This is a genomic window from Flavobacterium panacis (assembly GCF_024649945.1).
Classification (GTDB): domain Bacteria; phylum Bacteroidota; class Bacteroidia; order Flavobacteriales; family Flavobacteriaceae; genus Flavobacterium; species Flavobacterium panacis.
Map to the genome: position 1 here is coordinate 595,235 of NZ_JANKMS010000002.1, position 24,931 is coordinate 620,165.

General features: G+C 35.7%; 10 protein-coding genes and 1 tRNA gene. 4 read left to right on the forward strand and 7 right to left on the reverse strand.

Annotated elements, in window-relative coordinates; all coding sequences use genetic code 11:
- Positions 1 to 76: 76 nt before the first annotated feature.
- The 4 genes from NQQ59_RS07505 to NQQ59_RS07520 form a co-directional block, all read right to left on the reverse strand.
- Entirely contained in the window at positions 77 to 1,702 is a 1,626-nt protein-coding gene (locus tag NQQ59_RS07505) for an OmpA family protein (protein WP_144215033.1), read from the reverse strand.
- A gap of 14 nt (positions 1,703 to 1,716) precedes the next feature.
- On the reverse strand, positions 1,717 to 2,622 hold the full coding sequence (locus NQQ59_RS07510) for a PorP/SprF family type IX secretion system membrane protein (RefSeq protein WP_144215034.1): 906 nt from the start codon (positions 2,620 to 2,622) through the stop codon (positions 1,717 to 1,719).
- Between the two features lie 64 nt (positions 2,623 to 2,686).
- Positions 2,687 to 15,736 (reverse strand): PKD domain-containing protein, encoded by a 13,050-nt coding sequence (locus tag NQQ59_RS07515; protein ID WP_144215035.1) that lies wholly within the window; start codon positions 15,734 to 15,736, stop codon positions 2,687 to 2,689.
- Positions 15,737 to 16,682: 946 nt separating this feature from the next.
- Positions 16,683 to 18,224 (reverse strand): helix-turn-helix domain-containing protein, encoded by a 1,542-nt coding sequence (locus NQQ59_RS07520; protein ID WP_144215036.1) that lies wholly within the window; start codon positions 18,222 to 18,224, stop codon positions 16,683 to 16,685.
- Positions 18,225 to 18,918: 694 nt separating this feature from the next.
- On the opposite strand from NQQ59_RS07520, the gene NQQ59_RS07525 reads away from it, so the two are divergent.
- Together NQQ59_RS07525 and NQQ59_RS07530 are read left to right on the forward strand one after the other, a co-directional pair.
- Positions 18,919 to 19,003 (forward strand) — tRNA-Ser (locus NQQ59_RS07525).
- 337 nt (positions 19,004 to 19,340) lie between these two features.
- Positions 19,341 to 20,552 carry a site-specific integrase gene (locus tag NQQ59_RS07530; RefSeq protein WP_144215037.1) on the forward strand — a complete coding sequence of 404 codons (1,212 nt, stop codon included), beginning with the start codon at positions 19,341 to 19,343 and terminating at the stop codon, positions 20,550 to 20,552.
- A gap of 607 nt (positions 20,553 to 21,159) precedes the next feature.
- Here NQQ59_RS07530 and NQQ59_RS07535 read toward each other — a convergent pair.
- Positions 21,160 to 21,939 (reverse strand): LuxR C-terminal-related transcriptional regulator, encoded by a 780-nt coding sequence (locus NQQ59_RS07535; RefSeq protein WP_144215038.1) that lies wholly within the window; start codon positions 21,937 to 21,939, stop codon positions 21,160 to 21,162.
- 343 nt (positions 21,940 to 22,282) lie between these two features.
- On the opposite strand from NQQ59_RS07535, the gene NQQ59_RS07540 reads away from it, so the two are divergent.
- Entirely contained in the window at positions 22,283 to 23,056 is a 774-nt protein-coding gene (locus NQQ59_RS07540; RefSeq protein WP_144215039.1) for a pirin family protein, read from the forward strand.
- 19 nt (positions 23,057 to 23,075) lie between these two features.
- Here NQQ59_RS07540 and NQQ59_RS07545 read toward each other — a convergent pair whose 3' ends face one another.
- Entirely contained in the window at positions 23,076 to 23,681 is a 606-nt protein-coding gene (locus tag NQQ59_RS07545) for an HAD family hydrolase (RefSeq protein WP_144215040.1), read from the reverse strand.
- Between the two features lie 17 nt (positions 23,682 to 23,698).
- Complete coding sequence (locus NQQ59_RS07550; RefSeq protein WP_144215041.1) at positions 23,699 to 24,088, reverse strand: VOC family protein; 390 nt, start codon at positions 24,086 to 24,088, stop codon at positions 23,699 to 23,701.
- Between the two features lie 237 nt (positions 24,089 to 24,325).
- Here NQQ59_RS07550 and NQQ59_RS07555 point away from each other — a divergent pair, with 237 nt between their 5' ends.
- Positions 24,326 to 24,895 carry a Crp/Fnr family transcriptional regulator gene (locus NQQ59_RS07555; protein WP_144215042.1) on the forward strand — a complete coding sequence of 190 codons (570 nt, stop codon included), beginning with the start codon at positions 24,326 to 24,328 and terminating at the stop codon, positions 24,893 to 24,895.
- Positions 24,896 to 24,931: the final 36 nt, after the last annotated feature.

Sequence of the window (24,931 nt, forward strand, 5' to 3'; positions counted from 1 at the left end):
CTTAATCAACTTACACAAAACAAAAGAGACGACCAAATAGTCGTCTCTTTTTGTTAAGATCTAAATCTTTTATTTTCTAGTTTGTTTTTGCAGATGCTAAATCTACAGCAGCATCAACTTCTTTTATTACTTCTGGATTCGTAATTACAAATTCGGTTCTTCTGTTTAACTGATGGTCTGCTTCAGAACAAATAACACCATTTGAACATTTATTTACCAATTCTGTTTCTCCATAACCTTGTGCTTTGATTCTAGTGGCACTAATTCCATGTTTTACAATCCAGTCTTTAGAAGATTTTGCTCTTCTGTTTGATAAGCCCCAGTTGTACGAATCGCGTGCTCTACTATCGGTATGAGAACCTAAATTGATTTCCAATTTTGGATATTTCTGCATAATTCGAACTACTCTTTCAAGCTCTAATTGTGCGTCTGGTCGAATGAACCATTTATCCAAATCAAAATATATCGGATTGATTTTGATCATCAACTTACCTCTTACATAAACAAATTCGCTAGAACCTAAGTCTAAATTTAGAGCAAGTTCCAAGTTTGCTTCATTTGTCGAGGCAAATGTTTTTTCGTCCATATCATAGTAATCTTTTACAGCTGTTACTTTGTATGAAGAATCACAGTTTACTTTAAAATTAAAAACAGCAAATTTATCTGCGATAGTGCTTTCTACTTTATTGCCTTTTGCATCATATAAAGTTACTAAAGCTCCTGGTAAAAGTGCTTCTGTTTCTTTTTCACGAACGGTTCCTTGAACAAATTGGTTACATTTTGCACCAACTAGACTGTTTAATTCTTCAAAAAAGTAGATATCGTCATCCCCTTTTCCGCCCTCTCTGTTAGATGAAAAGTGACCTGTTTTTTTCCCGTTTTGAAAAACCAAAGAAAAATCGTCTTTTGCACTGTTTATTGGAAAACCTAAATTTACCGCTTCTCCAAATCCTTTGTTATTTTGAATTTCAATAGCATAAATATCTAAACCGCCATTTCCGTCTTTCATACCATTTGAAGAATAATAAAGTACATTATTCGAATCAATGTAAGGAAACATTTCGCTTTTGGTGGTATTTACTTCTGGTCCTAGATTGTATGGTTCGCCATAAGTCCCATCAGTTTTTACATCTACAGCCCAAATATCTGTAAGTCCCATTGAGCCTGGTCTGTTTGATGTAAAGTACAACTTTGTGTCATCCGAATTTAATGAAGGATGACCTGTATCAAATTGATCACTATTGAATGGTAATTTGGTTATGTTTTTCCAATTACCATCAGTATCGACATCCGCTTTATACAATTGTATTAAAACCCAGCCTTTTTTATCTGTATGATATTTTTTGCTATTGTAGTTATCTCTAGAAAAATAAACTGTTTTTAAGTCTTTTGTAAATGTAACATTAGACTCATGCATTTTAGTATTTAAGTCTTTAGAAAACAATTCAGAATCAACTAGTTCACCAGTAGCTGTTACGGTTGCTTTATAAAGTTCTAAAAAAGGCTGACTATTAAGATACCATTTTGCGTTTCTCGATTGTTTCGTCTTTTTTGATGAAGCGTAAATTGCACTGTTTTCACCATAATACGTTACGCCAAAATCAGAATATTTTGTGTTGACGTCAAGATTTCTAATATTATAATTTTGAGAATAAACAACCGCTCCAAATAACAATATTATAAGTAAAGTAATTTTTTTCATATCTTATTTTTTATTTAGAAGAATCGAGGGCTTTTTATTTTTTTCTTATGCAAATCAAATAATATCATAATCTCGTGAGATCCCGAATTAAACACTCCATAATTTGAAGTAGTGTAATCATAAGCATATCCAATTCTCATGTCTTGACTAATATTGTAACCAACCATACCGCTGATTGAGTCATCTAATCTAACTGAAACTCCAAACTCTACTTTTTCCTGAACTAATAAGTTTAAATTCAAATCAACTGAAAGTGGTGCTCCCGGTGCTGCCTTTAACATGGTAGAAGGCTTCAATTTTAAATCCGGATTTAAATCAAACACATAACCGGAAGTAAGGAAATAATGTGTTTTTTCTGAAGCTGTAGAAGTGATTCCGTTTTTCTTGTCCAAGTATCTTGATTCAATAAAATTCGGTGCAGATAATCCAACATAAAAACGCTCATTGTAATACATCAAACCGATACCAAAATTGGGTGCAATCTGATTTATCGGTTGGTTTAATGGATCAGGATCTACCGTTACAAATTCTCTGATATTTAAGAATGTTGCTCCAGCTTTAAGACCAAAAGCAAATTTATCTTCTTCAGAAAGATTTAAGGTATAAGAGAAATCAACGTATGCGTTATCTTCTTTTACAGGTCCGATTTCATCGTGAATAACAGAGAAACCCAATCCTACATTTTTTCCAACAGGACCATTTATCGACAATGTAGCCGTTTGAGGCGCACCATCTACTCCTACCCATTGCGTTCTTCCTAAAATACCAATACTTGTAAATCCTTTTGAACCAGCGTAGGCAGGATTTATAATATTCATGTTATACATGTATTGTGTATACTGAGGATCTTGTTGAGCAAAAATTGTACTAGTGGAAAATATCAAAACAAAAAATCCAATTAGTATTTTAATTTTTTTCATAAAAACGAGTTTAATTTTTAAAAGGAGAGAAGATTATTAACCTCTTCTCTCCCTAAAGAATTGTTTATTTTTTTAAGTATATCCAGCCTGTTTGTGGCTTTCTTTCGTCATTGTTGAAATGAATAGTGTAGAAATAAGTTCCAGCTGGAACTGTTTCTCCTGAAACATTCATTCTTCCTGTAGAATAACCATCCCACCATAATGGCGTTTTAAATTTGTCACCATTGTGTTTGTACTTGTAAACAAGGTTACCGTATCTGTTTACGATTTCCATACTAAAGTTTGGATATAATACTTGTAAATGCTCAATTTCAAAAACATCATTTATACCGTCACCGTTTGGAGTAAATCCTTCTGGGATCAATAAAGAAACCTGAGGTTCTAATGTTACAGCGTCTTGATCATCTTCCTGTAGTTTATTATTTCCAGGTGTAGAATCGATATCCATTTCATTTGCTGCGATAACTTCTGCAACGTTTGTGAAATCACCTACCGGCAATACATAAGCCGTTACTTTTAATGTTTCTACCCCATTGATTCCAATAGTTCCTACTTGCCATATTCCAGTAACTTCATTGTAATTTCCTGTTGTTGTTACAGCACTTAAGAATTTGTAACCTGATGGAAGCAAATCTTTAACCTGAACACCTGTTCCTCTACTTGGTCCTTTGTTTGATAATGTTATTGTAAATTCAACATTAGTTTCAGCAATTGGTTTTAAGATATCAGCTTCTTTAGTCAATTCTAAATCTATTATCGCTATCGGAGTTGCAGTGATACAGCTTTGATTATTTGCTGGATCAATATCTGTTTGATGCAATGCTTTTATACTTGCACAGTTTTGATAATTACCTGACTCGTTAACAATAACATCAACAATCAAAATCTCTGTTTCTCCGTTTAAGATCTTACTCACTTTCCAGTCACCTGTTACGTAATCATAAATTCCTTTTGTAGAACTATAATTTACAAATGTGTAACCTGACGGAAGTAAATCTGATACCACAACATTTGTTGCATCTATATCTCCATTATTTGTTAATAGAATTTCGAATGAGATCTCAGAATTTACTTTTGGACTCGTATTATTTTTCAGGATAGTCTTAACAATTGCCAAGTCTACAGATTGATTAGGCGCTGCCGATGCACAAGCATAATCATCTTCTGAAACATTTCCGTTACCTGGAGTAGAATCAATATCTGGTTCATTTGCTTTAGTAATTTCTGCACAGTTCATGTAATCTCCATTATCTAGAACTTTAACATCAACTAATAAAACTGCAGTATTTCCTGTTTCTACAAAACCTACTTTCCAAAGACCTGTTGCAGGACTGTATGTACCAATAGTCGAGCTGTAGTTGATAAATTTATATCCAGAAGGAATTAAATCTACTACTTCTACTCCCGTTGCTTTTGTAGGTCCGTCGTTCATTACTCTTACTTCAAAAGTAATGACATCACCTACAGCTGGATTGGTAACATTTCCAACAATTTCTTTCGTTAAACTCAAGTCTATGTATGCTGTTGGCACAATCGCAACACTACCAATGTTATTCGCTGGATTAGAATCTGCCTGATCCGCTTTTACCGCACTAGTTGTGTTTGTTATTGTTGTACCGTAAGTTCCTGTATTGACTTTTGCATCAATTGTAAGCGTTGCAACAGCACCATTTACAAGATTACCAATTGTCCATAATCCTGAACCATTGTTGTAATTTCCAGCCGAAACTACGTCACTTGCGTAAGTAACTCCTACTGGTAATTTGTCCACTAAACTTACATTGGTTGCATCACTAGCACCATTGTTTGTTACTGTTATTGTATAACGAATAGTTTCACCTTCGTTTGGTCTAGCGTTATTAACTGTTTTAACAACTGCTAAATCTAAATTTGTAACCGTTATGGTTTCAGTAGGATCATCAGGGGTTCTATTCGTATCAAATTGATCTTGCGTATTAGATACAGTGTTTGTTAATACATTTCCTCCCTGATCTAATCCTACCAATACTTTAATTTCGATAGATCCTTCTTCACCTGGCTGTAATGTTCCTACTGTCCAGTTTGGAGTTGTCCATACTCCTTTTCCTGGAGTAGCTGAAACAAAGGTTAAACCAGCTGGCAGATCATCTTTAACTACCAAGTTCGTTACTAATGTTGTTCCTTTATTGGTTACTGTAACGGTATAGGTTACTGTTTCTCCAATGTTTGGTGTGCTGTTATTAACTACTTTAGTCAATACTACATCAGCACCATTTTGAACTACAATTGTTTCTGTTAAATCATCGCCAACAGTTGTTGGATCTGATTGATCACCTTTGGCAGCAGTAGTTGTATTTACAATTGTTTTTCCTGCTGATCCAGAGTTGATTATTACATTAATATCTAAAACTTTAGTTGCTCCATTTGCAAGATCTCCTATCGTCCATATACCAGAACCGTAATTATAGTCAGCTCCCTGATTGTTGCTTACATACGTAACTCCAATTGGAAGAATGTCTGTTAAACGAACTCCAGTCGCATTACTTGGACCGTTATTAGTCACTTTTATGCTGTAAGTAATGGTTTCTCCCTCACTTGGGTTCGATTTACTTACTGTTTTTTCAGTTACTAAGTCTGAACTTGTCACAATAATTGGCTCTGTTAAATCATCTCCAACAGTTGTCGGATCTGATTCATTACCTGCTGCAGGCGTAACTGTATTAATGATCGGTGTCTGACTTGGCGTTCCTGCCGCAGTAACTCTTGCATTAATTAATAAAGTTGCAGAAGATCCAATATTTATATTTCCAATACTCCACTGTCCTCCAGTATATGTATTTACTGTTCCTCCAGTTGCAACATGCGATACATAAGCTAATCCTGCTGGTAAGTTATCTGTTAAACTTACTCCTGTAGCTGTGCTTGGACCATTGTTTACAACTGTTATAGTATACTGTACAATATCTCCTTGATTTGGATTTGATTTATCAACTGTTTTTGTTGTAACCAAATCAACTATTTTCACTGGAACAACTGTAACATCTGACTGATCAATTTCATTCGGTGTGTTGTTTCCGTGAATAATACCATTTGGATCTAATTGATCTACTTTAGTAACTTCAGCAATATTGGTATAATTTCCTGTCGCATTAATTCTTGCTATTATAGTTAATGTTGCTGTTGAAGCATTTGTTAAGCTTCCTAAATTCCATAATCCGTTTGATGAATTATATGTTCCAGTGTTAGGCGTTGCGCTAACGAAGCTAAATCCGCTTGGCAATTTATCTACGACGTTAATACCTGTAGCATCACTTGGCCCGTTATTTACTACCGAAACTAAAAATTCAACATTATCACCAATTCTATGAGGCGCTGCTGTTACAATTGTTTTTGTAAGAGCGATCTCAGCTAACCCGTTTACAGTGTCAGTATCCGTTTGACTATTATTAGTAGTATTAGGATCTTGAACTGATGATGATGCACTTGCAGTATTTACAATCTGACCTGTATAGTTACTTGGAACTGCAATTGTTACTGTATAGGTAACTGTTTCACCAACATTTATACTATTAATTGTTGCATTAGCAGCCGTAATATCTCCACTACCATTCGCATTTGGCACTATTGTTCCTCCTGTTCCTACAGCAGACCATGTTGTTACTGCTTCAAGTATTGGATCTGTGATATCATCTAACACCACTACGTTTGTAGCTACTGCTGGACCATTATTTTTAACTGTTATAGTATAAACACTATTTGTTCCAGGAACATATTTATCTTTATTATCCGTTTTAGTAACCACTAAATCTGCCTGCGGTATTACTCTAATAGTTATTAAACTATTATTAGACAGATTACCTTCATGATCTTTAACATTATAATTGATTGGAGTAGGATCTGTAATGAAACCAGAATTTGGTGTAAATGTTACTCTTCCATTTACTAAATCTACATTCCATCTTCCTTCTCCAGGAATTGTTATACTTGTAATGTCTCCACTTGGATCCTGAACAATGTTGGTTCCATTTCCAGGATTAACCAAACTTACTGTCGTTGGATCTACTAAATCTCCCGTAGTATCGTTAGCTATAACATCAACCACTACTGGTGTATTAATAGGGTTTCCTATTGATAAATCAGGTGAAGTAGTTGGAGCGTAATCTATTGTTATAGTAGCTACGTTTGAACTATTTCCTTGATTATCTTTTATTGTATAATTAATTACAGGCGGATCAATTGTGTATCCTGCTTCTGGAGTAAATGTTACATTTCCAAGAGCATCTGCAATCCAAGTACCAACTCCTGATACAGAAACTTCTCTCGGAGATACTTGAACACCTCCAAAAACACTTGTTGCATCTAGTACTACTGTTGCTACATCAACTGTATCTCCTGTAGTATCATTTACAGCAACATTTATTGCCACTGGCTGACCTGGAGTACCAGGTGTTGTATTTCTATCGTTTGTAGCAACTGGTACATAATCAATTGTTACTGTTGCATTATTAGAAATATTGCCATCATTATCCTTCACATTATATTGAATAGGTGTAGGATCTTTGTGGAATGTTGGTAATGGTGTAAATGTAATTGCACCAGTTACTGGATTAACACTCCATTTTCCTTCGTTTGGAACATCAAAACTTGTAGTTCCTTTTGAATCTGTAACGATAGCAGTAGCTCCAGCAGGATTCAATAATCGAACTGTTGAAGGATCGATTGTTCCATCAGGATCTGCATCTACTCCAGAACCGTTATTTGCTAGTGGATTTACAGTAACCGCTGTGTTTACTGGATTTCCACTACTTAAATCATTATATGCTACTGGCGCCTGAGCGATATAAGTTACTGTTATGGTAGCAGTATCACTCAATCCAGTTTGTGTTTCTGTTAATTTATAAACTATTGGTGTTGGATTTGATGTAAATCCTACTTGTGGTGTAAATACAATTAAACCAGTTGCTGGATCGTAATTCCAAGTTCCTTCTCCTGGCACTGTCAATGTTGTTTCTACACCAGGTGTACTAGGATTTAAATCCACAATAGTATTTGTTGGAGTTGCCAGAGTTCCATCTCCTAATCTATCATTTGTTAGAATATTTAATGGCGTTGATGGCTGATTTGTTGTATTACCATTGCTAATATCATTCGCAGCAGTTGGTGGTAAACTAACTACAATTGTTTCCTCTAAATCATCTCCTACTGTTGTTGGATCAGTTTGATCACCTTTAGCTGCAGTTGTGGTATTAACGATAGTTAAACCTTTAGTACCTGCGTTTACTTTTACAGTAATTTCTAAAGTAGCTGTACTATTAACTGCTAAGTTCCCAAGAGTCCATACTCCAGAAGCACGGTTATAATTTCCTGTAGTAACGGTATGACTTTCATATGTCAAACCTGCAGGGATAATATCTGTTAAACTTACATTTGTAGCATTAGTCGGTCCACCATTATTAGTAACAACTATATTGTATTTAATAGTGTCTCCTTCATTTGGTCGTGAAGCAGATATTCCTGCAACAGTCACAGCTGAAACCGTTTTTACAGTTACTAAATCTGCTACATTAACCGGCGTAACGATTACAGTACTTTGATCATTCTCTAATGGATTATTATTTCCAGGAATTGAATTCGGATCAAATTGGTCTGAGCCTGTTACTTCCGCAACATTGTTATAAATTCCTGTTGCTAATACTCTGGCAGTAATTCTTAAACTAGCGTTTGCTTGATTTGCTAAACTTCCAACTGACCAACCACCAGAATTACTATCGTATGTTCCTACTGAAGGAATTGCGCTTACGAATGCATAACCAGATGGTAATTTATCAGTAACAACAACACCCGTTGCATCGCTAGGTCCGTTGTTTGTTACAACTATATCAAATATGGCATTTTCACCAACATTTGGAGATGCATTTACTACTGTTTTTACTAAGCTTAAATCTGCAATGGCTCTTGGAGTACTAGAAACTGAACTTGTATTATCAGTAGGATTTCCATCATTTTCTGTACTCGTTGCTGTTGCTGTATTAAGGTAAATACCTGTTGGATTTACAGTAGCAGAAATATTTAAAGTTCTTTTTGCTCCAACTGGCAAATTACCAATTGTCCAGTTACCAGAAGTACGATCATAACTATTTGCCGAATCATCACTTACCCAGGTATAACCAGTAGGCAATCCATCATTTACAACTACTGTTGTAGCATCGCTCGGTCCATTATTTACAACTTCAATTGTAAATACCACTGTAGATCCTACATCTGGAGTTGCGTTATTTATTCTCTTCACTACTGCAAGATTCACTAATGGTGAAGGTGTAGTAGTTACTGTTGAAAAATCATCTCCAGTTCCATCATTTGGTGTAGAATCTGGATCTAATTGATCACTTGCTATAACTTCGGCATTATTAACATAACTACCGTTTTGTAAAACTTTAGCTGTTATCTGAATTGTTTCTGTAGTATTGGCAATAATTGGTCTTGAAACTGTCCAATCTCCTGTAGTTCTGTTATACAGACCTGCAGTTGAAGCCGCATTAACAAACTCGTAACCAGAAGGCAATAAATCTCTAATTACAACTCCAGTAGCACTACTTGGACCTGCATTTGAAACTGCAATAGTAAAGACAACATTATCGCCTACTTTTGGAGCAGTTACATCAACAATTTTACTAACTGATAAATCAGCAATTTGTATAGGAGTTACAATAACTTCACTTTGATCATCTTCTGTCGCATCATTATTTCCTGGAGTAGAATCGCTATCCACTTCATTAGTTCCTGTAACTTCTGCTACGTTATTGTAATTACCTGTTGGCAACACTCTAGCCTGAATAGTTAAAGTAGCTGTCGTATTTGTCAAAGTTCCTACTGTCCAAGAACCTGAAACATTGTTATAACTTCCCACAGATGGAATTGCACTAACAAATGAATATCCAGATGGCAGTTTATCTGTAACCACTACTCCAGTTGCATCACTTGGTCCAGCATTTCTTACCGTAATAGTGAAAGTTACAACATCATTAACATTAGGCGTAGCATTATTAACTGCTTTGGTTAAACTCAAATCCACTAATGGACCACGAGAAATGGTTACCTGATCCTGATCATCTTCTTCTAAAACATTATTATTAGGAATTGAATTTGAATCGGTTTCATTAGCCCTAATTACCTCAGCAACATTGGTGTAATTTCCTGTCGCATTTACTGTTGCTCTAACAGTTAAAACCGCTGTTGCTCCATTTGCTATATCTCCAATAGTCCATAATCCTGTTCCGCTAGCGTAAGTTCCTATTGAAGGTGCCGCACTGACAAAAGTGTAACCGCTAGGAAGTAAATCTCTAACTTCTACTCCAGTTGCATTACTTGGGCCTGCATTTGAAACTCTTACTGTAAACACAACATCTGATCCTGCTAAAGGACTAATATTATCTACTGATTTAGTTAATGATAAATTAATTAAAGCTGTCGGAACAGTAGTTACAGTCGAAGTATTATTCGCAGGGTTTGGATCTGTCGTAGTTGCTGTTACTTGAGCTGTATTTCTATATTCATTAGCTGTTCCTGTTATAGGTTTTACTTTAGCTATAATATCTAAATATTCTGTTTTTCCGTTAAAAACACTTCCTGAAAGTGTCCAGTTTCCTGTACTTGCGTTATAAGATCCTGAAGTAGAAGTGTAGCTTACAAAAGTATATCCTGATGGAAGTAAATCATTTACAATTACTCCTATTGCGTCACTTGGTCCAGCATTTCTTAATTCAATGGTAAACTTAACATTATCTCCTACTCTTGGAGCAACAACATCTACAGTTTTAATAACTGATAAATCAGCTAATTGATTTGGTGTAATAACTACTTGTTGTTGATCATCTTCTGATGCATTATTATTTCCAGGTGTTGAATCTGGATCAAATTCGTTAGCATGTACTACTTCTGCAACATTTCTATAATCACCAGTTGCATTTATTCTCGCAACAACAGTTAATACTGCCGAAGCGCCTCTATTTATATTTCCAATATTCCATGAACCCGTAGTATTAGAATATGTTCCTGTACTCGTATGATTTACATAAGTATAGCCTGTAGGTAAATAATCCATTACATTGACTGAAGTTGCAGTACTTGGTCCAGCATTAGTAACTGTTACAGTGAAGGTAACATTGCTACCAACATTATATGGACCTGCACTTACCGTTTTGGTCAAACTTAAATCTGCAATTGCTCTTGGAGTACTAGAAGCGCTACTTGTATTGTTAGCAGGATTAGAATCTGTCTCAATACTCGTTACAGTTGCAGTATTAACATAATTTCCAATTGCATTTACTGTAGCAGTAATGGTCAAAGTAGCTCTTGCTCCATTTGCTAAGTTTCCTATAGTCCATGCACCAGACCCATTGCTATAACTTCCTCCAGCAGCACTTACAAACGTGTAACCATTCGGTAAAATATCATTTGCAATTACTCCTGTAGCATTACTAGGTCCGTTATTTACAACTTGAATCGTAAATTGAACATTTGTTCCTACGTCTGGCGTAGCATTATTTATTTGTTTCGTTATCGCTAAATCAACATTTGGTGTTGGAGTCAGCGTTAAAGAATCCTGATCATCCTCTGCAGGATCATTATTATTTGGTGTTGAATTTGGATCAATTTGATCGCTTGCTGTTATCTGAGCCGTATTGGTGTATTCATTAGCAGCTCCTGTTGCAGCATTAACTCTGGCTTTGTAAGTCAAGTTTAATGTAGCTCCATTTACAACTGATAATCCAGTCCAGTTTATTGCATTTCCTCCAGCATTAAAATTCCCTTGATTAGAAACACTTCCTGTAACTAAAGCAAAACCAGCTGGTAAATTATCTCTTACTGCAATTCCAGTTGCATCACGGTTTCCGTTGTTTCTAACAGCAACAGTAAAAGTTACAATATCTCCTACTCTTGGTGTCGCAATATCAGCTGTTTTGGTTAGACTTAAATCAGTCTGTCCCACTAATGTAATTTCTACAGTATCAGAATCTACAGCACAAGAACCATTAGAAACAGTATATTTAAATACATATTTACCTGGAATAGTTCCTGCAATTTGCGTAGTCGGACTGTTAACATCTAAAATAACCGGAGTATTTGGTCCTGATACAAATGACCATGTCCCTGTATTTGGTGCAGGATCTGTTGCTGCCATTGTAACCGCACTATATTCGCCTAATGTTTGGTCTGGGCCTGCATTTACAGATGCAATAGCTGGATTAATTGTAACCAACATTGTATCTTCTAAATTACATCCTCCACCATTAGAACTTGACCATTTAAATTCGTAAGTTCCATTTGCAAGACCTGACACGGTAGATTGAGCACTAAATCTATTAGAAAAAAGAGCTGTTGTTGGCCCTGAAACTTGACTCCATGTTCCTGTTCCTGGGTTAACAGGATTAGCATTCATTACTGCGGTAGTAGCATTACATAAATTCTGGTCAGGACCAGCGTTTGCTGGCGTTGGAGGTGCTCCTGTAAAAGTAATATTCACAGTATCTGAACTTGGCGCACAAATAGGACCATTTCTTACTGTCCAAGTAAAAGTATAAGTTCCTACCGGCAATAAATATGGGTTAGCAATTGATAATGTCGATTTTGGATTATTTGGACTATCAATGATAATTCCAGTTGTAGATGGCCCCGAAGTTAATGCCCATGTTCCAATTCCTCTTGTAGGTGCTTCAGCGTCAAGTTGAGTCGCTAACTGACAAGCACTTTGATCTGCGCCAGCGTTAGCTGTACTTGGAGGTGAATAAGCATTTATTCTAACAACGTCACTTAAGTTAGTACAGCTGCCATTACTAGCTGTCCATTGAAAAATGTATAATCCTTCTGTTAAACCATTAACTGCTGTAGTATTAGAATTTGGTGAAACTATTGTTCCTCCTGCTGGTCCACTTACCTTTGTCCATCTACCAGTTCCAGAAGTAATTAAATTACCACTTAAATTAATTGAATTTCCACCCGATAAACAAATGTCTTGGTCAATTCCTGCATTAGGTGTTGTTGGTAAAGCGCTATTTGCCACTGTCATTGTATCGCTACTCGCGCCACAAGTTCCAGCATCTGCACTTGATATGCTATATTGAAAAGTATAATTTCCAGGTATAATTGTAGCTTTCGCTGTAGAAGCAGAAAGCGCTGTAATTGTTGCACCAGTTCCTGAAGTTACAGACCATGTTCCTGTAGATCCTTTTGTACCTTGCAAAATAATTTCAGTTGCATTACAAAGAGTCTGATCTGGCCCCGCATCTGCAGGAGCATTTACATTTATTGTTAAATCTGCAGTCGATGTTGCACATGCCGCTCCATTTGTACTAGACCATCTTAATACATAAGTTCCTGTTGTAAGTCCTGAAACTGCAGTATTTCCGCTATTTACGTCAGCAAATACTGGATTGTTTGGACCGGAAACAACCTGCCAGGTTCCTATTCCAGCTGTAATTGTATTTCCATTTAAAATTGTAGATGTTGTACATACTGTAAGTGGTGAGCTTGCAACTGCTGCAATTGTTGGCGGCAAGCTTACTTTAAAACTTACTTCACTTGAAGCCGAATTACAAGCTCCGCTGTTAACTACCCATTTAAAAACATAGTTACCAGATGCTAAATTAGTAAAGACTGCTTTTGGATCGTGTACATCTGAAATTGTCCAAGAACTTTTTCCTGAAACCTGAACCCATGTTCCTACTAAACCTGGGGTAAGGGTATTTGCATCCATCCTAACACTATTACCAGAACTATCAGTACAAACATCCTGATTAACTCCCGCAACAGAAGTTGGTGTTGCTGCTATAGTAAGCGTTGTAGTGTCTGAAAAAGTTGAACAGCTAAGATCAGCGGTTGAAGTTGTCCATCGGAATGTATAAATTCCATCTGTTAATCCTGTCAGATTAGCATTAGGACTATTAGGATTATCAAAAACAGCTGTCGATGGTCCTGAATCCTGAGTCCATGTACCCGTTGTACCCGTTGCAGGAGCAGTTGCTGCTAATTGAGCTGTAGTTGTTCCTGAAGGCAGACATCCGTCTGAACCTGCATTTGCAGGAGATGGAGAAAATGTAGTCGTAGTGTTTATTACGACATCACTAAATGACGGAGCGCAATCTAAAGCAGCACTTGTAACCGTCCATCTAAAAGTATAAGTACTACCTTCCAACATTCCGTTTACATAAGTTTGCGGACTAGTTGCATCGACTATTGAAGCTGGCGTACCTGCCACTTGTGTCCATTGTCCAGTCTGTCCCTCTACTAATGAATTTGCATTCAGTAAGTAACTACCTGCACATACTGTAACTGGTGTTGAGCCTGCATTTGCATCAGGCCCTTCAGACACTGTAATCGAGGTTTCGCTAAAAGCATCAACCGCGTTTACTCCACCTGTGATATTCCATCTAAAAACATACACTCCAGGACTTAAACCACTCACATTAGGATTGTAATTATTTATATTATCAAAAACAGCTGTATTAGGACCACTTACTTGAGACCAATAACCTGACAAACCAGCTGTTGTCATTAAATCAGGATTATTACCTGATAATTGAGTTGTTTTAACACCACAAAGCAAGGCAACTCGCGTACCTGCATTTGCTGGTTCAGGACTTAATGAAACCACAACTTTAAGATCAGCAAAAGCCTCAGAACACCCCGTAGCAAAACTACCATCTGTGTATCTTCTTACTCTAAAAGTGTAGGTTCCTGGCTTTGATAAACCTGAAAAACTAAAACTACTTCCATTAAAACTTGTATTAGGTGTAACACCTGCTGGGCCATTTACAAAAATAGCTTGGTCTGCATTGCCACCACTAAAACTCATTGGAACACTTCCTGAAGTATTGTTAACTGGCAAAACAAAAGTACTGTCCCCATTATTTAATATAAGACTTGTTGGACTGCTTACATAACGTACTGTAAAAGTAGATTGTGTTCGACAATTTGGATTAACTGCACTATTTCCTAGAATTCTATATACAAAAGTATAATTTGAAGTAGTATTAAAATTTAATCCTGTAATTTGTGTAGTTGGACTGTTTGGAGAAACAATAGTTGCTCCAGAGTTTGTAGTCCATTCAACCGTTTCACCTGCAAACAAAGGTATATTTCCCTGTAAGATTGTCGAAGTTATGGAGTTATCACAAAAAGATTGTGTATTATTTGTTCCTCCTGCACTTGTAACGTCTTGCGTCGCTGCTGGAACATTTATCGTTACGGTATCAGTACCAATAGCACATGGTCCTTGAACAGACCATCTAAATACATATGTTCCTTGCGTTAAATTAGAAACTGTTGCATTTGGAGTATTGGCATTTGCAATTGTAGGTACCGCTGGACCTGATACAAATGACCATGTTCCTTGCTGTGTACCTGTTCCATTTCCTCCTATTGATGCATTTAAACTTGCTGTCTGCGTAGCAGTATAACATTCTGATAACGTTTGATCAGGACCTGCGTTTGCAATAACCTCACCTCCGTAGTTTGTTACCGTAATTGATGAAGATGATGAACAATTATTAGTAGAACTGATTGTCCAAGTTAATTGCGTAGTACCTGCAGCACTTGAAGATAGTGATATAGTCGCATTTGGCGAACTCGGATTATTGATTGTTACACCAGCATTATCTGCACCACTTTTAACCCACAATCCTGTTTCTCCAGGATTTAAAGGTGCATTTGCTGATAGTGCATAAGTACCAGGACAACCTTGTATATTTGTTCCTGCTCGTGCAATAGTTATCGGATTTACCGTAATACTAACATCTTGAAAAGCTGTTCCAATATTACAAACACCTGATAAACGGAAGGTATAAGTATGACCTCCAACAGCTCCTAAAACCGGTGTAATAGCATTAGTAGGATTTTGAATCACCACAGAAGGACCTGCTATTTGAGTCCATTTATAGCTTCTTATAATACCTCCCACTACACCATTTAAAACAAGTGGTTGATTTGCACAAATTTCACGATTTGTTCCTGCATTCACAGAACAATCCTGCGCATAGGTGCTTTCATTAAAAAAAAGAACAGCAAACAATACCAACAAGTATCTGAGTATGGTATTTAAGTCGGATTTTTTGTGTTTAGACGAGTAGTTTTTTCCCATAAATAATCTTAAAATAATGTTCTCTATAAAAAGTTTCCTTTAAATTTTCTTTATTTAAATTCTTAACAATTTCATTTTAAAAGACAGATAAAAATCTTAAACCAATAAGTAATTATCATAGCAACGCCCTAGAGCTATCATATTTTGTAATATTAATAGCACAGCATTTTTTTTTGTAGAAATAAATCAATCTTTCTCCAGTGTAATTCAAAACAAAAATGGATACGATACCAAATAGGGTCGCTCAGATTTTCTATTTTGATATTATTCAAACTTCAACATATGAATATCTAAAAAGAGACAATCATTAATCTTCTCTGTCTCTTGTTTTATTCTTTCACATATTCTAAAGTCTGTTACTCGATTTTATTACCGCTCATTTTAGCGATAAAGTCATTTTTTCAAATAAGTAGGAAAAACAAAAGAATCTTTTGTTTTTTGTTTTGGATGAGAAAAACTTGATAAAGAAATTTTCTTCTCAAATCGCAATTTCAACTACATCATCATACCGAATTGCCGGGCGAAATTAATGAACTGATGTGCGAAAATTTAAAAGAAGACTTGCCCGATTACGTAAAACAAAAAGTGTTTTAGGAAAAACAAATTACTAAAACACTAAATATCAAAAACTTAAAAAACATCGACGATTAACACCTTTTTTAGAAAACAAGAGAAGAATACTACAAACTAAACTTAAGAATTAAAAAACAGAGCCAAGCTTACTCAAATCCGTAATCCTTTTCATTCATTAAAATCGCCGCTTTTTCTCTTTAAAGCAACAAAAACCCAGCAAAAAAGCTTGTTTCTAGTGCAAATTGAATCCTAGTTTATTCGATTCAATGATGATAATTATAAAAAGCAGTACTATCTAAAAAACAAAAAAAACATCAATTTGACTTTTCAAATTGATGTTTTTCCAGCATGCTTTTTAAACAAAAAATACAGATTATTGTTTTTCCTTATCGCGTTCTTCCTGAAGATCATTAATATAACTTTGAGGAGAAACTCCTGTCACTTTTTTAAAGGTAGTAGTGAATCTGCTATGAGAAGAAAAACCACATAAATCTGCAAGAAAACTTATTTTATATTTCAGGAAATTACTATCATTTTTCAAACGATCTGTAATATAAAGTATTCGTAACTCATTTATGTATCCTGCAAAATCTTTTGATTTATTTTTATTTATAACATAGGATATATAACGCTGATTTATAGAAAGTTTTACCGCAACATAATTTAACGAAATATCCTTATCAAGATAAAAATGAGTTTCCTCCAGCTTTTCTATTTTCTCCAAAATAGCACTTTCTGTTGCCTCCGACATGTATTCCTTAGAAGTTTCCTCCTTAGCCTTTATTTCTTCTTCATTACTAATTATTTCCTTATCATCAACAATGGCTTTAGGTTTAATAGGCTCTTTTTTTGTTCTAAACACATAAATCAATATTGTAACTAAAATAATAAAACAGATTATAGCAATCACCTTAATATTCTCATACTTAGACTGATTAGCTACTTGCTCCTCTCCTAGTGTCTTAATTAACTGGTCTGTATTTGATTTACGGCTGTCTTCCTCGTCTTTTTTTAGCTTTAAATTCAGTTCATTATACTCAATATACTTTTTATAATCGGTTTTTTTATAAAACTGCATTAAAGAGGCATATACCTCCTGTTTTAATGTGAAGAAATTTGAGATATTTGCAATCTCTTCCGCTTGATTGTAATAAGTTAATGCCTTTTTATAATCGCCTAAATTTGCATAAACATTTCCAAAACCATTTAATACAAACCCTTTCAGTGGACTATTCGAAGATTCTGACTCTGCAAGTTCCTTCTCCGCTTTTTTATAATACTCTAAGGCTGATTCAACGTCATTTAGCAAAAGATAATTTTTTGCAATCAGTTCATCATTGACTGCAAATTGAAACTTTTTATCAATACCAGAGTCTGTCAATTCAAATAATCGTGTACCAGCTTTAAGATCCGAAATCGCTTTAGAATAATTTGAAGTGGACATTTCGTAATAGGCTTTTTCCTGTGATAAGTTTCCCTGAAACTTATATTTTTCGTTTTTATCTACGATTTTTCTACTAATTGCAATTGCTTTTTGCAAATAAACTTTCCCAAGACTGTAAATTTCATATTCACGGTAAATTGTCGAAAGAAACCCGTTTATCCTTGCCTGTAGTGTATAATTCTTATCTATTACAGCCAAACTATCAGCTCTTTTTAAAGCCTCAACAGCCTCATTACGCATACCATGTTGACGTAAAAGGGTTGCTCTAAGCATAGAAGCCTTGACACGCTCCGTATTATTGGCTGCAATCTTATAAAGATAAGCAGTATTTCGCAGTGCCTTTTCAGGATCTGAACTTAAAAGTACCTTAGAAGTTTGATCAAAAACTTGATCAAATTTTGAAACTTGGGAATAGCCAAATTCAATAGAAATCAAAAATGCAAAAAGGAGGAGAATGGAGGATAAGCGCATATAAATATAAAGAAAATTAAGCTTTGCAGCTTGCTGTTTACTCGTGAAATCAATTAATCATTCTAAAAAATTCAAATAGGTAGGTTGAGCTAATTATCCAATTAACTCTCATCTTCATTTTATAATAGCAGCTTAAAGACTTGGGGGCCTTGTATAGTGTTGGATGCTCTTATTAACTAACATTGGAAAATGGAATGATAACTAAAAAGTAATAAAAACCGACCAATCTTCTAATAAAAACAACCTGTGCAAAGATTTACTTCACAGCGGGCAAATTTAAGACATCTAACATATAAATACTATAGAAATCTAATTTATAATTACAAAAAAGTATATCTCATTTTAAGAATAATACTAAACATTTTGTTTCCGTAATTTTTATCTGATAAATTTCAAACCATAAACTAAAAAAGATTTATTATTTTAATTTCTAGGATTTTTATTTTTCTTTAGTCAAGATTACATCAAATTGTTTTTCTATAAAAAACAGAGCCCAATAAAACCTGTCAATTTTGAGTTATAAATCTGGAATTGTTCACTTTAAAAAAGCTCAGACATCTAAATTCTGTTGCTTATTTTTCTAAAATTAGCATACAGATATTATTTTCTTTACAAATAGTCTAAAAAAATTTTTTACAATCAAAAAAACATTCTATATTTGCACCCGCAATCAGAAAATGATATGCGACATACTGGAGAAATGGCAGAGCGGTCGAATGCGGCAGTCTTGAAAACTGTTGACTGTAACAGGTCCGGGGGTTCGAATCCCTCTTTCTCCGCTGAACACGAGACCCTTAGTAAACACTAAGGGTCTCGGCGTTTTTAGGCGATGCCTTTTATTTTCGAACCCATAATCCAAAGATAGTTTATTCCCCTTTTAAGCCCCGAAAACACAGGAGAATTTATTTCTTCTGCAATTACAGATCCTCAAAACCTGAAATCATAAGGCATACTTTTGTGTCCCTATCAGTGTCCCTATTATTATCAAAAAAAATAGATTTTTCAAGCTTGAACTCAAACTTTAACCAGCTTGTTTTCAAAATCATGAATAGGTAAATCCATAAAATTTTCAGACCTTTATTTTTCTTATTTTTCCAAACTGAAAACCGGTGAATCATGCTGAAGATTTATTTTTTTCTTAAACCTGGAAAGCTAAACTGGAAAAATGAATCTCCTGTTTATGTGCGGCTTTGGCATGGACATGATTCCATAACAATGGCAACCGGCCATTACATTACTAAAGAAAGATGGGATTTTACAAACAAGCTGCGCAGGGTTCTCAGAATGGAAACAGAAAAAACGCTCCGCAGAAGCCTTGATGCTTTCCAATTGGTAATTGAAAAGAAATATAATGAAATCACTCGCAGAGACGAGGACTTTTCCCTAGTTGGACTCAAAAATGAACTTAACGGCAAAACACCAGACAAAATTACTGCCTTAAAGATTTTGGAACTCCATATCGATTATTTCAGCCGGAAAGTCAAACATGATGAAAGATCCCGTGCGTCCCTAAGCAAATATGAGCGGTCTAAAGACCTGCTGTCGAATTTTATCAATGAAGAATATAAGAAAGGTGATGTAGGGTGGAAATCAATAAGCGGCAATTTTATCAATAAACTGGAATTATTTCTTAGGTACCAGAGCACTTTTAAAGGCCATATAGGAATCAGGAACAATTCAACGGTAAAATACATGCGCATGTACAAGACTGCATTCAACTATGCCCTCAAATCGGACTTAATCACCAAAAACCCATTTGACCTGTACGAAGGCAAGGTATTTGAAACCGACGCTGTTTATCTATTTCCTGAAGAATTAAAAACGATAGAAACAAAGGAAATTACTGCAGGTCGGTTAGTCAAAACCAGAGACATCTTCATATTCTGCTGCTACACAGGGTACGCACCGGCAGATGCCTCTGCTCTTAAGGAAGAAAATCTTGTTTGTGACAATAACGATGATCTCTGGATTCTAGCAAACAGAACAAAGACCTCAATGCATGAAAATGTCCCCCTTCTTCCTCCTGCAGGCAGAATAATTCATAAGTATAAGCATTTGCAGCCAACACTTCTGCCTTCCATATCAAATCAGAAAATGAATGAATACCTCAAGGAAATTGCAACATTATGCGGCATCAAAAAGAAACTGACATGGTACACAGCACGGCATACTTTTGCAACGACAGTCACCTTGGGAAACGGCATCAGAATAGAAAACGTTTCATCAATGATGGGGCATGCGAATATACTGCAGACACAGCATTATGCCAAAGTGCTGGACCTAAACATAAAAGAAGACATGAAAAAATTGATGGATAAGTACAGATGATTTCCTTCATTGGAATTATACCTTTAAGTATTTAATGTAGTTACCAAGACTAAAACCTTATTTCAAATTATAATCTGAAACAATGTTTTGTAAAAAGAAAGAGCACAATAGATCACTATTCACTAATTTTAAATGATGTAATCATAAACTTTTGCAAAACTAACTCCATTTTAAATTATGAAAAATTCAGTTTTCCTAATAATGGTTTTCTTTCTAGGTATAATGTCCTGTAAAAAAAAATCCAACTGCAGATACTAAAGATACAGCAGCTTCAGTCATGAAATTGCCACAATTTTGCAGCATAAGGTTAAGGCATAATTTTAATGATTTTTCGCCAATTTAAGTTTTGTGCAAAATCGTGGTACGTTGATTGTTAAACAGATAATGGTCTGTAAAATCAGCACCTAGTATCTTTAGGTTCGAGTAAATTAGAGAAAGAAGTAGATCTAGAAAAATTTAAATACCTTTAATACAAAATCGGTCCAGAATCGGTGCATGTAGAGTTAAGACAAAAAATAAAAAACAGAAAAAGAACAACTTAAAAGTTTAGGTTCAAAACATTACTAGCTTTAGACTTAAAATACCGCCATTAATTCTATTGCTCCTATTATCGGTTTGCTAAGATGCCGATTAATTTAGCCTTACTTACCGCTTCTGCTACATTACTGACCTTCATTTTACTGATGATATTCTGTCTGTGCCTGTGGACAGTATTAACAGAAATTTGAAGATGAAAGGCAATATTCTTACTAAGAAGCCCCTGCGAAATTAATGTCAAAACTTCAAGTTCTCTTTCTGAGATTGAAGACTGTTCCGGTTCTGCAGTACTGTCAAAATTAACGACCTTTCCTGTAGTATTATTATAGATAACACCGTCGATCCCTGCAGTCAGACTCTGGTTCATTGCCGGATAATACAGGCAGACTGCCAGCCAGATTGTGCCGTCAGGCAGACTGCGGGGATATCGCATCTGATGCATAATATATTGATATTCCTTTTCTTGATTTTGTACACGGATCCTGCATTCGGTATTATATTCGATTCTTTTAGAAGAGGGCAAAGAAAGCTGAAGGTCTATATACTGAACTTCCAGTTTATGCCTCAATTCCAGATCAGCGGGATGGATTTTCTCGAAAATGAAATCTTCAAAGGCAGAATCTATATTCTGCTCCAAGTTGCTTATGCCGAAAAAAGAAGCAAAGCTTCCCGCGAAAACAAAACTTCTGTCATCTTTAAAATCTGAAAGCACGGCAACACAGTTGTCGATTTTTACGAATTCCCTTAATGAGCTCTTAAGATTCTCCAGCTCGTCTTCCAAAGCAAAGGAGGAGAATTTCTGTCCTAACAGGAGCTTATTTATATTTTTTTGTGTGAACTTATCATTCATAATCTCATGGTTATTTTTAACTATTGCAGCTTCTTTAGCCTCTATTTAAATTTACATCTAGTATTTTATAGCAATTAATAACAGTTCCGCTTACATTAAATTCTGGCTTTGAATATTATTAATTTATTCAAATCACACTGGAGAAATGCAGCTGTGAAATTATAGGCCTGTAAAGCCTGAGTTTAATGCCAAATCTTGGATGTCGACAGTCTAAAGTTTTGGTCATAATTTTAATCTTTTCTATTTAAATAAATAATTGAGGTTGGTTAGTTAAGTAATTGAGGCAGGTCTTTGAAAAGGCCTGCCCTTGTTATTAATTACAGGATTTGCCAAATAGCTTTCTATGCGTAAAAACAATCATCTTACAGTTATCAATGCGTCAAAAATGAGAAAAAAATATTCCAGTTTTTTATCTTCTAATGTGACTGCATCGGTCTTAAAACAACAGATTGGTCCGATTATATCGCTGGATCATTTCTATATTAATTCTCCGCTTTACCCAAGCATAAAACATATGGACTGCAATTCAATTACCTATATTTTCCAAGACAGCGCAGGCGAAATTATCTATGGCTCATCCCAGCAAGCACTGCAGACATTAAAGCCTGGCGGCATCCTTCTCAATGTTGGCGGGAACGGTTTGATAGAAAATGGCATAACTTTAAAAAATGAGTCTTTGCTTCATGGCCTCCAGATATTTTTAAAATTGACTACAAAAGAAACACTGTCAGGCAAGACCAGCTTCTTTTATGAACCGAACAGCCTGCCCGTCTTCCGAGACCAAGACAGCATTGTACGTGTTCTTGTAGGCAGATTCAGAAATATAAAATCTAAAATTTCAGCTTCAAAAGACTTGACTATCCTGGACGTCCAGCTCAATTTCGGCACCAGATTCGTCATTGATGCTCCCGAAAAGAACAATGTGCTGGTCTACATAGTAAAAGATGGGGATGCTTCATCAATCGACAATTCAGCAGAAAGCCCCATTGAAATTTCACGCCAGTCAGGACACCTATCGATTCTTTCACCTTATGCCGATATTCATTTTATCCTTATTTCAGGAAAGAGAATAAAAGATAATGTATTCCAGCGCATTAAGACGGCTTACTTCAGCTGATAACTCTATACGGTTTACTTCAATCAGATGAGATGATCCCAAACTGTAGAAGATCTTCTTTTAACTGCTGCGAATCCTTAAAATGGATGCTTACGAATCCAAGCCTGCCGGCAGCCGCAGCATTCTCCCTGCTGTCATCTATAAAGATGCATTCCTCAGCTTTAAGATCAAAGCGGCTCAGAAGCAGCCTGAAAATATCCTCTTCAGGCTTGATAAGCTTTTCCTGCCCCGAAACAACGATTCCGTCAAACAGTTGAAAGAATGCAAACTTTGAGAAGGCAATGGGAAAGGTTTCAGCCGACCAGTTTGTCAGCCCATAGATTTTGTAGCTTTTTTTGAGCTCACCTAAAATCTTCGCTGTTCCCGAAACTTCCCCATTAAGCATCTCATCCCATCTGTTGTAGTACATTTCGATATAGGAAGCGTAATTAGCATGCTTCTCTTTAAGTTCAGCAATGCCATCAGAAAATTTTCTCCCCCTGTCCTGTTCCCTATTCCATTCTTCATTGCAGATGTTGGTAAGAAACCAATTCATTTCTTCCTCGCTTAAAACCTTTCTATACAAATAGGACGGATTCCAATCGATTAGAACCCCTCCAAAATCAAATATTATAGCCTTCATCATTTTGTATTTTTCTAAATTTAGGCCGATATCTCTACGTAATTCCCCTCTGGATCAAGCACGACACTTTCGTAATACCCATCTCCCGTCGTGCGCGGTTCGCTTTCAATTGTAAAGTTATCTGCTCGAAGTCTTTCTGTCAGTTCATTCACAGCGTCTTTTCCTCCCACAGAAATGGCAAAATGCGCTATGCCTTTACTGAAACCTCTTCTTTCCGGCTCTACGCTGATATCGAGCCTGTTCATTACCTCCAATCTGCATCCGCCTTGATTAAAACTTAAAAAATAGGCAGTAAATCCTTTTTTTTCATTGGTATATTTCTCTCCGCTTTCAGCTCCAAAATATTTGACATAAAATTCCTTAACCGCTTCTATATCGTCAGCCCATAAGGCCAAATGCTCAATCTTCATAAATAAATGATCTTTAAATAATTAATCCATTAAAATATATATATTTTGCAAATTTATGCAATTTTGCTTATGATTGCAAAATTTTCAGTAGTAATAAGATTTGCAGAACAATTAAAACAATTGTTCGCTAAAGAAAATCGCATGGATTTAAAATCATGTCCAGTTTAGGATGCCTGCCAAATTAATCATACTAAAAAAAGACGGGAAAATAATTCTGGAACACATCACAATATAAAAATGAAAGCTTTAGATCAATTTTTAAAAAAGCACAATGTCGCTTTAACTGACCTCTCCTTGGGCAAACTGCAGTCAATTCTGATTAGAAAAACCTACAGTAAAGAAAGCATGATACTCGAATATGGGCAAAAATGCACAGATCTATACATTATCCGAACCGGCATGGTCAGACAGTTCTACTATAAGGACGGAAGGGACATATCAGAGCATTTCGCATGCGAGCAGGAGATGGTTTTCTGCATCGAAAGCTTATTTTTGAAAGAGCCGACATCACTTATGATCCAGGCGCTTGAAGACTGCGAAATATATTTATTGGATTATGAAAGATTCAAGGAGCTGTGCGACAGATTTCCGGACATAAACCGTCTCTACCGCAGCATATTTGAATCTGATCTTGTAGTCTCCCAGAGAAAAGCAGATTCATGGAGATTTTTAAGCTCCAAAGAACGTTACGAACGCTTTTGCGAAGAATATCCTGAAGCTATGCGCAGAGCGCCCATTGCATATATAGCAACCTATCTGCTGATGACGCCAGAGACCCTGAGCAGAATCCGGGCAGGAAGATCCTAAGAAAACGGCAAAGAAAAAAGCCTGCAGACATCTGCA